This is a genomic window from Roseomonas sp. TS2, assembly GCF_058833935.1.
Window position 1 is genome coordinate 1 of sequence record NZ_JCACVY010000121.1, and the last position, 13,692, is coordinate 13,692.

General features: G+C 71.3%; 11 protein-coding genes. 8 read left to right on the plus strand and 3 right to left on the minus strand.

Going from position 1 to position 13,692, the window contains the following annotated elements; translation table 11 throughout:
- From ACZJYS_RS16985 to ACZJYS_RS17005, 5 genes are all read left to right on the plus strand, one after another.
- Positions 1-1,882: 3-hydroxyacyl-CoA dehydrogenase NAD-binding domain-containing protein (locus tag ACZJYS_RS16985; protein WP_493179694.1), on the plus strand; the 1,882-nt coding region annotated here is incomplete at its 5' end.
- A gap of 14 nt (positions 1,883-1,896) precedes the next feature.
- The gene (locus tag ACZJYS_RS16990; RefSeq protein WP_493179695.1) at positions 1,897-3,555 is read left to right on the plus strand and encodes an AMP-binding protein; all 1,659 of its coding nucleotides are present in this window, start codon (positions 1,897-1,899) and stop codon (positions 3,553-3,555) included.
- Positions 3,552-4,730: an acetyl-CoA C-acyltransferase gene (locus ACZJYS_RS16995; RefSeq protein ID WP_493179696.1), complete on the plus strand. Its 1,179-nt coding sequence runs from the start codon at positions 3,552-3,554 to the stop codon at positions 4,728-4,730. Before ACZJYS_RS16990 ends, ACZJYS_RS16995 begins: the two co-directional genes overlap by 4 nt.
- Before the next feature lie 14 nt (positions 4,731-4,744).
- Positions 4,745-5,938: an acyl-CoA dehydrogenase family protein gene (locus ACZJYS_RS17000; RefSeq protein WP_493179697.1), complete on the plus strand. Its 1,194-nt coding sequence runs from the start codon at positions 4,745-4,747 to the stop codon at positions 5,936-5,938.
- Positions 5,939-5,966: 28 nt separating this feature from the next.
- A complete protein-coding gene (locus ACZJYS_RS17005; protein ID WP_109515597.1) occupies positions 5,967-7,121 on the plus strand; it encodes an acyl-CoA dehydrogenase family protein in 1,155 nt (384 codons plus the stop codon).
- Between the two features lie 124 nt (positions 7,122-7,245).
- Here the strand turns inward: ACZJYS_RS17005 and ACZJYS_RS17010 are convergent, their stop codons facing one another.
- On the minus strand, positions 7,246-7,902 hold the full coding sequence (locus tag ACZJYS_RS17010; RefSeq protein ID WP_493179698.1) for a class I SAM-dependent methyltransferase: 657 nt from the start codon (positions 7,900-7,902) through the stop codon (positions 7,246-7,248).
- Positions 7,899-8,834, minus strand: a complete 936-nt coding sequence (gene ubiA / locus ACZJYS_RS17015) for a 4-hydroxybenzoate octaprenyltransferase (RefSeq protein ID WP_493179699.1) — start codon at positions 8,832-8,834, stop codon at positions 7,899-7,901. The genes ACZJYS_RS17010 and ubiA overlap by 4 nt, the downstream gene beginning before the upstream one ends.
- Between ubiA and ACZJYS_RS17020 the strand changes: the two genes are divergently transcribed.
- Both ACZJYS_RS17020 and ACZJYS_RS17025 read left to right on the plus strand, forming a co-directional pair.
- Positions 8,827-9,555: a 16S rRNA (uracil(1498)-N(3))-methyltransferase gene (locus ACZJYS_RS17020; RefSeq protein WP_109515594.1), complete on the plus strand. Its 729-nt coding sequence runs from the start codon at positions 8,827-8,829 to the stop codon at positions 9,553-9,555. The two genes, ubiA and ACZJYS_RS17020, sit on opposite strands and share 8 nt — an antisense overlap.
- 69 nt (positions 9,556-9,624) lie before the next feature.
- Positions 9,625-10,968: a glutamate--cysteine ligase gene (locus tag ACZJYS_RS17025; protein WP_493179700.1), complete on the plus strand. Its 1,344-nt coding sequence runs from the start codon at positions 9,625-9,627 to the stop codon at positions 10,966-10,968.
- Between the two features lie 43 nt (positions 10,969-11,011).
- Here ACZJYS_RS17025 and ACZJYS_RS17030 read toward each other — a convergent pair whose 3' ends face one another.
- Positions 11,012-11,326: a hypothetical protein gene (locus tag ACZJYS_RS17030; RefSeq protein ID WP_493179701.1), complete on the minus strand. Its 315-nt coding sequence runs from the start codon at positions 11,324-11,326 to the stop codon at positions 11,012-11,014.
- Between the two features lie 242 nt (positions 11,327-11,568).
- On the opposite strand from ACZJYS_RS17030, the gene uvrB reads away from it, so the two are divergent.
- Positions 11,569-13,692, plus strand: a 2,124-nt coding sequence (gene uvrB, locus ACZJYS_RS17035; protein WP_493179702.1) for an excinuclease ABC subunit UvrB, incomplete at its 3' end; no start/stop codon positions are given.

The window sequence follows — 13,692 nt, forward strand, 5'->3', positions numbered from 1 at the left end:
GCCGCCCGTGCCGCCCAGCCTGAACGAGGTGATCGCGGCGCTGGAGGCCTGCCCGAAGCCGGTGGTGGCCGCCATCCATGGCGCGGCGCTGGGCGGCGGGCTGGAGGTGGCGCTGGGCTGCGATGCCCGCATCGTCGGGCCGCGCGCGCAGCTCGGCCTGCCGGAGGTGAAGCTCGGGATCCTGCCCGGCGCCGGCGGCACGCAGCGCACCCCGCGCCTGATCGGCGCCGACAAGGCGGTGGCGCTGGCCGCCTCGGGCGACAAGGTTTCTGCCAGTGACGCGGTGGCGATGGGCCTCGCCGATGCGCTGGAGGAGGGCGACCTGATCGCCGCCGCCAAGGCCAAGGTGCGGGCGCTGGCCGCGGCGCCCCTGCCGCCGCGCCTGAACGTGCGGGATGACCGCCTGACCGCCCCCGGCGCCCGCGAGGCCTTCGAGGCGGCGGCGCAGAAGCTGGCCAAGCGCGCCGCCGAGGAGCCGCAGGTGGCGGCCATCGTGCAGTCCGTGCGCAACGCCTTCGAGATGCCGCTGGAGCAGGGTCTGGCGGGCGAGCGCGCCTTCTTCACCCAGCTGCGCGACGACCCGCGCAGCCTGGCGCTGCGCCATGTGTTCTTCGCCGAGCGCGCGGCGGCGCACATCCCCGGCCTGCCGCGCGGCACGCAGCCGCGCAAGGTGGCGCGCGTCGCGGTGCTGGGCGCCGGCACCATGGGGGGTGGCATCTCCATGGCCTTCGCCAATGCCGGCATCCCGGTGACGATCATCGAGACCGAGACGGCGGCGCTGGAGCGCGGCCTGAAGCGGATCGACGGCATCTACGCCACCTCGGTCAAGCGCGGCAGCCTGAGCGCCGAGGCGCATGCGAAGCGCATGGGGCTGATCGAGGGCAAGGTGGGCCTCGAGGCCGCCGCCGGCGCCGACCTGGTGGTGGAGGCGGTGTTCGAGGAGCTGGAGCTGAAGAAGGAGATCTTCGGCAAGCTGGACAGCATCGCGCCCGGCGCCATCCTGGCCAGCAACACCTCCTATCTCGACATCAACGCCATGGCCGCCGCCACCTCCCGGCCGCAGGACGTGCTGGGGATGCACTTCTTCTCCCCCGCCAACGTCATGAAGCTGCTCGAGGTGGTGCGCGCCGAGAAGACCTCGCCCGAGGCGCTGGCGACGGCGGTGGAGATCGGCAAGAAGCTGGCCAAGGTGCCGGTGGTGGTGGGCGTCTGCCACGGCTTCGTCGGCAACCGGATGCTGGCGCGCCGCACCCAGCAGGCCGAGCGCCTGCTGCAGGAAGGCGCGACGCCCGCCCAGGTGGACAAGGCGCTGACCGATTTCGGCTTCCGCATGGGCCCCTTCGCCATGGGCGACCTGGCCGGGCTCGACATCGGCTGGCGCATTCGCAAGGCGACGGGCGGCAGCGCCCCCGTGGCGGACGCGCTGTGCGAGGCCGGCCGCCTCGGCCAGAAGACCGCCAAGGGCTACTATGACTACCCTGAGGGTGCGCGCGCGGGCGTGGAATCGGCCGAGGTGCAGGGCATCATCGAGGGCGTCTCGCAGAAGCTCGGCATCCAGCGTCGCGAGATCAGCCAGCAGGAGATCGCCGAGCGGCTGATCTACCCGATGATCAACGAGGGCGCGCGCATCCTGGAGGAAGGCATCGCCGCCCGCCCGGGCGACATCGATGTGGTCTGGCTCTATGGCTACAACTGGCCGGCCTGGCGCGGCGGCCCGATGCACCATGCCGATGCGCTGGGGCTGAAGCACGTTGCCGAGCGCCTCGCCGCCTATGCGGCGCAGACCGGCGACGACAGCCTCAAGCCCGCCCCGCTGCTGGCGAAGCTGGCCGCCGAGGGCGGTTCCTTCGCCGGGCTGAAGGCCGAGGCGAAGGCCGCCTGAGCGAAGCGCCGCCGGTGACCCGCGCCCCCCACCCCTGGGAGGCGTCCTACCCGCCCCAGGGGCGGTGGGACGCGCCGATCGAGACCTCCACCCTGCCGGCGCTGCTGGATGCGGCGGCGGCGCGCTGGGGCGCGCGCCCGGCGCTGCGCTACCGCGACGCCGTGCTCTCCTTCGAGGGGCTGCGCGCGCTCGCCGACCGCGTGGCCGCCGGGCTGCTGGCCGGGGGGCTGCGCCCGGGCGAGGCGGTGGCCCTCTACCTGCCCAACACGCCGTGGCACCCCGCCTGCTTCTTCGGCGTGCTGCGCGCGGGGGGGCGGGTGGTGCATCTCTCGCCGCTCGATGCGCCGCGCGAGCTGCTGCACAAGCTGCATGACAGCGGCGCCCGCTGGCTCGTCACCACCGACTTCCCGACGCTGCTGCCCAACGCGCTGCGGCTGCTGAAGGAAGGCGCGGTGGAGCGCGCCTTCCTGGCGCCGGAAGCCGAATGGGGCGGCACGCCGGCCCCGGCGCAGCCGGATTTTTGTTCGCTGCCGCTGGCGGAACCGGACGGCACGCCCTGGCCGGTGCTGGACGAGGACGCCGTGGCGCTGCTGCAATACACCGGCGGCACCACCGGCCGGCCCAAGGGCGCGATGCTGACGCACCGCAACCTCACCGCCGCCGTCTCCATCTACCGCGCCTGGCGTGACACGGACACGCTGGAGCCCGGCGCGCAGCGCGTGCTGGGGGCGCTGCCGCTGTTCCACATCTACATGCTGGCCGCCGTGCTGCTGCGCCACCTGGCCGACGGCAACGAGCAGATCCTGCTGCCGCGCTTCGACGCCGCGCAGGCGGCGGACCTCATCGAGCGCGAGCGCATCACCATCTTCCCCGGCGTGCCGACCATGCTGATCGGCCTGCTCAACCTGCCCGGCATCGAGGGGCGGGACCTCTCCTCGCTGCGGCAATGCTCCTCGGGCGGGGCGCCGATGCCCTTCGAGGTGCAGCAGAGGCTGGAGGCGCTGCTGAAGCTCCGCGTCGGCGGCGGCTGGGGGATGACGGAGACGGGGCCGGCCGGCAGCCGCATGCCCTTCCACGGCCCGAAGCGCGCCGGGATGATCGGCCTGCCGCTGCCGGGGGTGGAGATGCGCGTCGTGGCGCTCGACGACCCTTCCCGCGCCCTGCCGCCCGGCGAGCATGGCGAGATCGCCATCCGCGGCCCCAATGTCTTCCCCGGCTACTGGAACCGCACGGAGGAGAACGCCGCCGCCTTCCGCGATGGCTGGTTCCTCACCGGCGATCTCGGCTGGATGGACGAGGCCGGCTACTTCACGCTGGTGGACCGGCGGAAGAACATGATCATCTCCTCCGGCTTCAACGTCTATCCGGCGGCGATCGAGCAGGCCATCTACGAGCACCCGGATGTCGAGGAATGCCTCGTCATCGGCGTGCCGGACCCCTACCGGGGGCAGGCGGCCAAGGCCTTCGTCAAGCTGCGCGACACGGCGCCGGTGCTGACGCTGGAGACGCTGCGCGCCTTCCTGGCCGACCGCATCGGCCGCCACGAGATGCCCGCGGCGCTGGAGCTGCGCGCCGCCCTGCCGCGCAGCCCGGCCGGAAAGCTGCTGGCCGCCCGCCTCCGCGAGGAAGAAGCGGCGGCGCAAGAGACAACCCACAAGGAAATGCCCGTATGAGGGAAGCCGTCATCGTCTCCACCGCCCGCACGCCGATCGGCCGCGCGGCGCGGGGCAGCCTGAACATCACCCACGGCGCCGACATGGCGGCGCATGCCATCAGCCACGCCCTCTCCCGCGCGGGCGTGGAGCCGGCGGCGGTGGAGGAGGTGATCCTGGGCTGCGGCTACCCCGAGGGCGCCACGGGCGGCAACATCGCCCGCGCCGGGCTGCTGCGCGCCGGCCTGCCGGTGGAGACGGCCGCCATGGTGGTCAGCCGCTTCTGCGCCTCGGGGCTCGATGCCATCGCCAACGCCGCGCGGCGGGTGATGGTGGATGGCGTGGATGTCGCCGTGGCCGGCGGCCTCGAATCGATCAGCCTGACCGTGCCGAAGGTGGACCGCGCCGCCGCGCGCAACGCCTGGCTGGCCGAGCACCGCCCGCATCTCTACGACAGCATGATCGAGACCGCCGACCTCGTGGCCGAGCGCTACAACATCTCGCGCGAGGCGCAGGACGAGTTCGCGCTGCTCAGCCAGCAGCGCACCGCCGCCGCGCAGAAGGCCGGGGTGTTCGACAACGAGATCGCGCCGATGGAAGTCACCTACGCGGTGACGGACAAGGCCACGGGCGAGGTGTCGAAGCAGACCAAGATCTTCGACCGCGACGAGGGCAACCGCGCCGACACCACGCTGGAGGGGCTGGCGAAGCTGAAGCCGGTGCGCGAGGGCCAGTTCATCACCGCCGGCAATGCGAGCCAGCTCTCGGACGGCGCCAGCGCCTGCGTGGTGATGTCGGCGGAGGAGGCGGCGCGGCGGGGCCTGAAGCCGCTCGGCATCTTCCGCGGCTTCGCCAGCGCCGCCTGCGAGCCGGAGGAGATGGGCATCGGCCCGGTCTTCGCCGTGCCGCGCCTGCTCAAGCGCCAGGGCCTGACGGTGGACGACATCGACCTGTGGGAGCTGAACGAGGCCTTCGCCTCGCAGTCCATCTACTGCCGCGACCAGCTCGGCATCCCGCAGGAGAAGCTGAACGTGAATGGCGGCGCCATCTCGATCGGCCATCCCTTCGGCATGAGCGGCGCGCGGCTGGTGGGCCATGCGCTGCTGGAAGGCAAGCGGCGCGGTGCCAAGCGCGCCATCGTCACCATGTGCGTGGCCACCGGCATGGGTGCCGCCGGCCTGTTCGAGATCTGCTGAGAGGGGACGCCGCCATGGAACTCCGCTACACGCCCGAGGAAATCGCCTTCCGCGACGAGCTGCGCGCGACCTTCCGCAGCAAGATCCCGGCCGAGATCCGCCAGAAGGTGAGCGAGGGCCGCCACCTGGAGCGCGACGAGATCGCGCAGGCCCACCGCATCCTGCACGCCGAGGGGCTGGCCACGCCCAACTGGCCGGTGCAGTGGGGCGGCAAGGAATGGACCCCCGTGCAGCGCTACATCTACACGGAGGAGGTGCAGTTCAACGCGGTGCCGATGCCGCTCTCCTTCAACGTCGCCATGGTCGGGCCGGTCATCGCCAACTTCGCGAGCGAGGAGCAGAAGCAGAAGTTCCTGCCCGCCACGGCCAGCCTCGACATCTGGTGGGCGCAGGGCTTCTCGGAGCCCGGCTCCGGCTCCGACCTCGCCAGCCTCAAGACCACGGCGAAGCGCGAGGGCGACCACTACATCGTCAACGGGCAGAAGACCTGGACTACGCTCGGCCAGCACGCCGACTGGATCTTCCTGCTCGTCCGCACCGATCCGGCGGCGCCGAAGAAGCAGCAGGGCATCTCCTTCCTGCTGGCTGACATGAAGACGCCGGGCATCACCGTGCGGCCGATCATCACCATCGATGGCGGGCACGAGGTGAACGAGGTCTTCTTCGACGACGTGAAGGTGCCCGTCGAGAACCTCGTCGGCGAGGAGAACAAGGGCTGGGACTACGCCAAGTTCCTGCTCTCCAACGAGCGCACCAACATCGCCCGCGTCGGCTTCTCGAAGGAGAAGCTGGCGCTGGTCAAGGCGCGCGCCAAGGAGACGCCGGCCGGCGAGGGCATGCTGTGGGACGATGTGGGCTTCCGCCACCGCGTCGCCATGGCCGAGATCGAGCTGAAGGCGCTGGAGATCACCCAGATGCGCGCGGTCGCCGCGCAGCGCCACCGCGCCGCCGACAAGCCGGACCCCACCTCCTCGATCCTCAAGATCAAGGGCTCCGAGATCCAGCAGATGGCCACCGAGCTGATGATGACGGTGGCCGGCCCCTATGCCGCCGCCATGCCGGGGCACTCGCACAACGAGCCGCCCGTGGGGCCGGACTGGGCGGATGCCGTGGCGCCGCAGTTCTTCAACTACCGCAAGGTGTCGATCTACGGCGGCTCGAACGAGATCCAGCGCAACATCATCGCCAAGGCCTTCCTCGGCCTCTGACAGGGGGCCTCTGAGACAGGAGAGTTTCATGGATTTCGATCTGACCGAGGAACAGCGCCTCCTGAAGGAGAGCGTCGACCGGCTGATGGCCGACGCCTATGGCGATTTCGAGAAGCGGAAGCACCACCAGGACAACCCGCAGGGCTACAGCCCGAAGCTGTGGTCGCAATATGCCGAGATGGGGCTGCTCGGCCTGCCCTTCAGCGAGGAGCAGGGCGGCTTCGGCGGCGGCGCCGTCGAGACGATGACGGTGATGGAGGCGATCGGGCGTGGCCTCGCCGTCGAGCCCTATCTCGCCACCGTGGTGCTTGGCGGCGGCTTCCTGCGCCTCGGCGGCAGCGCGGCGCAGCAGGAGGCGCTGATCCCCGGCATCGCCGAGGGCAGCACCACCCTGGCCTTCGCGCAGATCGAGCGCCAGTCGCGCGACGACCTGTTCGACGTCGCCACCACCGCCCGCCGCACCGATGGCGGCTGGGTGCTGGATGGCGCCAAGAGCCTGGTGCTGCATGGCGACAGCGCGCAGCACCTGATCGTCTCCGCCCGCACCGCCGGGCAGCGGCGGGACCGCGACGGCATTTCCCTGTTCGTTGTTCCTGCCGATGCGCAGGGCGTCTCGCGCCGCGGCTACCCGACGCAGGACGGGCTGCGCGCCGCCGAGGTGCTGCTGGAGGGCGTCGCGCTCCCCGCCGATGCACTGCTCGGCGCGGAGGGCGAGGGGCTGGCGCTGATGGAGCGGGTGGTGGACGTGGCGCTCGCCGCGCTCTGCGCCGAGGCGGTGGGCGCCATGGAGGCGCTGCACGAGCTGACGCTGGACTACCTGAAGCAGCGCAAGCAGTTCGGCGTGACCATCGGCAGCTTCCAGGCGGTGCAGCACCGTGCGGCGGACATGCTGGTGGCGCTGGAGCAGGCGCGCTCCATGTCGATGTACGCGGCGATGATGGCGGAGAACCCGGACCCGGCGGTGCGCCGCCCGGCCATCGCCGCCGCCAAGGCGCTGGTGAACCGCTCGGCCGAGTTGATCGGCAAGGAGGCGATCCAGCTGCATGGCGGCATCGCCATGACGATGGAGTACAAGGCCGGCCACTACTTCAAGCGGCTGACCATGCTGGTGAACCAGTTCGGCGAGACCGACACGCATCTGCGCGTGGTGGCCGCCGCCGGGGGACTCAGCGAAGCGGCATGAAGGGTTCTTTTTTGTAAAAAAGAACCAAAAAACTTTTGTCAGTCTGGCGGTGCGCAGGTTGCTGGCGCACCGCCAGACGAACAAGGTCTTTTCGCTTCTTTTTCTTCAGAAAAAGAAAAATGCTTCACTTTACCCTGAAGATCGTCACGTCCCGCCAGTCGCGATCCTCCAGCTCCCGTGTCGTCGGCACGCGCATGGTGGCGATGGCCTCCATCCCGTCCTTCGGCAGGTAGGCCCGGCCGGGGTCGGCCAGCAGCACCTCCGCCCCCTCGGCGGCCAGGCGGCGCAGCCAGGGCATGATGTGCCCGGTCATCGGCGCCTCGTAGCAGACATCGCCGGCCAGCACCGTGTCCCAGCGCCGAGGCTGGCCCACCACATCCGCCTCGGCGGCGGCGACGGCCACGCCGTTCAGCGCGGCGTTGAGGTGGATGGCGGCGATCGCCAGCGGGTCGATCTCGGCGGCCTCCACGGCGCCCGCGCCCCGCCGCGCGGCGGCGATAGCGGCCAGCCCGCCGCCCGCCGCGAAGTCCAGCACCCGACGCCCGGCGACGGGGATCGTCCCGTCCAGGATCAGCCGCGCCAGCACCTGGCTGCCGGGCCAGGCAAAGGCCCAGAAGGGCGGCTCGATGCCCTGCATCCGCAGCCAGTCCTCGCTGGCCTGCCAGATCGGCGTGATCTCGGTGGCGAGGTGGAGTTCGATCTCGGGCGTCAGCGCCGGGCGGGCGATGGCGGTGTGGGTGGCGATGAAGGCGCCATCATCCCTGGGGTCATCGCGCCTCACAGGCGGCCCGCCAGGAAGGCGAGGGCGATCAGCAGCCCCACCTCGCGGTTGTTCTGGAACAGGCGCAGGCAGCGGGCGGGGTCGTGGATGTCGAGCCGCGCCACCTGCCAGCCCAGCACCGCCGCCGGCGCCAGCAGCGCGGGGTAGAAGAGCGGCCCCAGCCCCGCCTGCCAGCCGGCCGCCAGCAGCAGCGCCACGGCACCGCCATAGCAGGCGACGAGAAAGGGCCGCGTGCGCTCGCCCAGGCGCCGCGCGCTGCTGCGCACCCCCACCAGCGCGTCATCCTCGCGGTCCTGGTGGGCGTAGATGGTGTCGTAGCCCAGGATCCAGAGGAAGGCGGCGGCGTAGAGCAGCAGGCCGGGGGCATCCAGCCGGCCGGTGGCGGCGGCGTAGCCCATCGGCGCGCCCCAGGAGAAGGTGAGGCCGAGCACCGCCTGCGGCCAGTCCGTGACGCGCTTGGCCAGCGGGTAGAGCGCCACCGGCACCAGCGAGACGACCCCGAGCAGGATGGACAGCCCGTTGAGCTGCACCAGGATGACCAGCCCGAGCGCCAGCAGCGCGCCGAGGAAGGCCAGCGCCTGCCGCGGCGAGACGGCGCCGGAGGCGAGCGGGCGCCCGGCGGTGCGCGTCACCTGCCGGTCCAGGTCGCGGTCCCACAGGTCGTTGACGACACAGCCCGCGCCGCGCATCACCACGGAGCCGATGCCGAACAGCAGGATGAGCGCCACGCCCACCCCCCAGCCCGGCGCCGCCAGGGCGAAGGCCCAGAGCGCCGGCAGGAACAGCAGCCAGGCGCCGATGGGCCGGTCCAGCCGCATCAGCAGGGCGAAGGGCTGCCAGCCCTCGGGGAGTTGCGCGACCCAGCCGCGGGCGCGGATATCGGTGTGCGTGTTCACGTCTCTATAAGCCTCGCCGGAGGGCGCCATGTCCATCCCACGCCTGTATGTCGAAGCCGCCCTGGGCGCGGATGCCGAGCTGCCGGGGCTGCCCGGCCAGGGCCACTATCTGGGCCAGGTGATGCGCAAGCGGGAGGGTGACCCGGTGCTGCTGTTCAACGGCCGGGACGGCGAGTGGCGCGCCAGCATCGCCGCCCTGCGCAAGGACAAGGTGAGCTTCCGCCCCGAGGCCGAGACCCGCCCCCAGGCCGCCTCGCCCGACCTGCGGCTGCTGCTGGCGCCGGTGAAGCGCGACGCGATGGACTGGATCGTGGAGAAGGCCACGGAGCTCGGCGTGCGGCGCATCCAGCCCGTCTTCACCGCGCGCTGCGTGGTGGGGCGGGTGAACCTGGAGCGGCTCGGCGCCATCGCCCGCGAGGCGGCGGAGCAGTGCGAGCGGCTGGACCTGCCGGAGATCGCCCCCCCGCTCGACCTGCACGCGGCGCTCGATGCCTGGGACGGCGCCCCCCTGCTGGTGGGGGATGCGCGCGGCAAAGCACCATCGCTCAGCGTGGTATTGCAGGGAAAGGCGCCGCCGATCGGGCTTCTCGTCGGGCCGGAAGGTGGATTCACGGAGCCGGAGCTTGACGCGGTGCGCCGGCGACCCTTTGTTTCACCGGCCGCGCTCGGGCCCCGCATCCTGCGGGCCGAGACGGCAGCGGTCGGGGGCCTCGCCGTGCTTCAGGCACTGGCGGGGGACTGGGCCGCTCCCTCCTGAGCTTTTTTCCTGCACGCCAGCCACGCCGGGCACTTTGCGCCCCGGGCCCCGGGCATATGGAAGGTGACCATGTCGAATCCCGGCGAGGCCGATCTCACGCCGATCACATCCGTGCGGCAGCTGGCGGAATGGTTCGCGCAAGGCAGCAAGCCGCGCGAAGCCTGGCGCATCGGCACCGAGCACGAGAAGTTCGGCTTCCGCCGCGACGACCTCTCCCCCCCGCCCTACGAGCCGGGCGGCATCCGCGCCATGCTGGAGGGGCTGGAGCGCATGGGCTGGGAGCCGATCCTGGACCGCGGCAACCCGATCGGGCTGAAGCGCGGCGATGCCTCGGTCAGCCTGGAGCCAGGCGGGCAGTTCGAGCTCTCCGGCGCGCCGCTCGAGGACCTGCACGGCACCGCGGCGGAGCTGGAGGACCACCTGCGCGAGGTGCGGGAGGTGGCCGCGCCGCTCGGCCTCGGCTTCGCGCCGCTCGGCTTCCACCCGCTGGCCCGGCGGGAGGACATGCCGTGGATGCCGAAGGGCCGCTACGCCATCATGCGGGAGTACATGCCGCGCGTCGGCGCCATGGGGCTCGACATGATGCTGCGCACCTGCACCGTGCAGGTGAACCTCGACTTCGGCGACGAGGCCGACATGGTGGAGAAGCTGCGCATCAGCCTCGCCCTGCAGCCGCTGGCCACCGCGCTCTTCGCCAACTCCCCCTTCCGCGAGGGGCGGCCCAACGGCTTGCGCACCCTGCGCGGCCGCGTCTGGACCGAGACGGACCCGGACCGCACCGGCATCCCGCCCGTGGTGTTCGAGGCGGGCTTCGGCTTCGAGCGCTTCGCGCAGCATGTGCTCGACGTGCCGATGTACTTCCTGATGCGCGGGGGCCAGTGGATCGACGCCACCGGCTCCACCTTCCGCGACTTCATGGCGCGCGGCCTGCCCGGCCACCCCGGCATCGAGGCGACGATGGGGGACTGGGCGGACCACGTGACCACCGTCTTCACCGATGTCCGCCTCAAGCGCTTCCTGGAGATGCGCGGCGCCGATGCCGGCAGCCCGGAGATGATGGTGGCCCTCTCCGCCTTCTGGACCGGCCTGCTCTACGACGACGCGGCGCAGAAGGCCGCCGCCGCCCTGGTGCGCGGCTGGGACGTGGCGGAGATGCAGGCGCTGCGCGTGGCGGTGCCGGAGGGGGGGCTCGCCACCCCCTTCCGCGGCGCCACGGTGCGCGAGCTGGCGCATGTGGCGGTGGCCATCGCGCGCGACGGGCTGCGCGCCCGGGGCCTCGGCGAGGAGCGCCACTTGGCGCCGCTGGAGCGCATCGTGGAAAGCGGCGAGACCCAGGCCGACCGCTGGCTGCGCCTCTATGGGTCGGAATGGGGCGGCGACGTCTCCCGCATCCTGGCGGCGGCGGCGATCTGAGGCGCGGCACCGCCCGCCGGCGGTGCCTTCTGCCAGCCTCCGCTCAGGCAGGCACCGGGGCATGGCGCTGTGCCGCCTCGGCCATCAGCCGGATGGCCGCCGGCACGTCGGGCGCCGTGCCCAGCGTCTCCAGGGCCTCGCCCACGCTCAGCAGCAGGCGCAGGCCGTGCGGGAAGCGCTGGATGATCACGCACCACTCCTCTTCCGCCCAGGCGGCGGGAGCGACGAGCAGCGTCACCTCGCCGTCGCAGCCGACGCTGGGGAACAGGCTCCAGCGCCCGGGCAGGGCACGCAGGCCGGCCGTCAGCGCGGCGATCTCGGCGGCGCTGAGCCGGTCGGCTTCCTGGAAAACATGCACCGCGCACATTCTGTGCCCCTTTAACGTCCGGGGCACGACAGCCGCACCCACACCCGGTTTTCCCACGGGGTTTTCGCGGAGAAAGGTTAACATCCCTTAAAAATCATGAGTCGATCACGGAAATGTTAAAAGCAGGGAAAGGCTAATTCGCGCCCGCACTCCTGTTCATGGAGTGTTCCGGATGCTGGCATCCGGCTCCTCGGCGCCCCACATGCCCATCCCGCGCATCCGGTGATTCCCGCATGAACCATATCATCCCCGCCGCCACGCCCTTCCTGCCGCCCAAGCGCCCGGCCCCGCCGCAGACGCGGCGGCTGCAGGTGGTCTCGCCCTATGAGCCGGCGGGCGACCAGCCCACCGCCATCGCGCAGCTGGTGGAAGGGCTGAGGCAGGGGGAGCGGGACCAGGTGCTGCTCGGCGTCACCGGCTCGGGCAAGACCTTCAGCATGGCCAAGGTGATCGAGGCGCAGCAGCGCCCGACGCTGATCCTGGCGCCGAACAAGACGCTGGCCGCGCAGCTCTACGGCGAGATGAAGTCCTTCTTCCCGGAGAACGCGGTCGAGTACTTCGTCAGCTACTACGACTACTACCAGCCGGAAGCTTATGTGCCGCGCTCCGACACCTATATCGAGAAGGACGCGCAGATCAACGAGCAGATCGACCGGATGCGGCACAGCGCCACCCAGGCGCTGCTGGAGCGCAACGACGTCATCATCGTCGCCTCCGTCTCCTGCATCTACGGCATCGGCTCGGTCGAGCTGTACTCGAACATGGTGGTCAAGCTGCAGCTCGGCGGGCGCATCGCGCGCGAGCAGTTGCTGAAGGCGCTGGTGGAGCAGCAGTACCGCCGCAACGACGCCGCCTTCCAGCGCGGCACCTTCCGCGTGCGCGGCGAGACGGTGGACATCTGGCCCTCGCACCTCGAGGACCGCGCCTGGCGCGTCTCCCTGTTCGGCGACGAGGTGGACAGCCTCCGCGAGTTCGACCCGCTGACCGGCGAGATCGCCGGCGAGATGGAGAGCGTCGCCGTCTACGCCAACAGCCACTACGTGACGCCGCGCCCGACGCTGCTGCAGGCGATCCGCGACATCCGCGTGGAGCTGAAGCAGACGCTGGAGCGGCTGACCGCCGAGGGCAAGCTGCTGGAGGCGCAGCGGCTGGAGCAGCGCACCACCTTCGACCTGGAGATGATGGAGACCACCGGCTCCTGCAAAGGCATCGAGAACTACTCGCGCTACCTCTCCGGCCGCGGCCCCGGCCAGCCGCCGCCGACGCTGTTCGAGTACCTGCCCGAGAACGCGCTGCTCGTCGTCGATGAGAGCCATGTGACGGTGCCGCAGATCGGCGGCATGTACCGGGGCGACTTCGCGCGCAAATCGGTGCTGACCGAGTTCGGCTTCCGCCTGCCCTCCTGCATGGACAACCGCCCGCTGAAGTTCGAGGAGTGGGAGAGCTTCCGCCCGGACACCATCTTCGTCAGCGCCACGCCGGGCGGCTGGGAGATGGAGCGGACGGGCGGCACCTTCGCTGAGCAGGTCATCCGCCCCACCGGGCTGATCGACCCGCCGGTGGAGATCCGCCCCGTCGAGGGCCAGGTGGACGACCTGCTGGCCGAGTGCCGCACGGTGATGGGGAAGGGCGGGCGCGTGCTCGTCACCACCCTGACCAAGCGCATGGCCGAGGACCTGACGGAGTACATGACCGAGGCCGGCATCAAGGTGCGCTACCTGCACTCGGATGTGGACACGCTGGAACGCATCGAGATCATCCGCGACCTGCGCAAGGGCGTGTTCGACGTGCTGGTGGGCATCAACCTGCTGCGCGAGGGGCTGGACATCCCGGAATGCGCCCTCGTCGCCATCCTCGACGCCGACAAGGAGGGCTTCCTCCGCTCCACCACCTCGCTGATCCAGACCATCGGCCGCGCCGCGCGCAACGCCGAGGGCCGCGTGGTGCTCTACGCCGACCGCATGACCAACAGCATGCGCGCCGCGCTGGAGGAGACCGACCGCCGCCGCAGCAAGCAGCAGGCCTACAATGCCGAGCACGGCATCACGCCGCAGACCATCCGGCGGCAGATCAGCGACGTGCTGCAATCGGTCTATGAGCAGGACTACGTCACCGTTGCGCCCACCGCGGCGGAGGAGGACGGGCCGGTCGAGTTCGTCGGCAAGGACCTGCGCGCCAGCATCGCCGAGCTGGAGCGCAAGATGCGCGCCGCCGCCGCCGATCTGGAGTTCGAGACCGCGGCACGGCTGCGCGACGAGATCAAGCGGCTGGAGAATCTGGAGCTGGGCCTCGGCGCGCCGGCGCTGGAGCCGAACCGCGCCGGCCGCTCCATGCAGGAAGCGGCGCCGCGGCGCGGC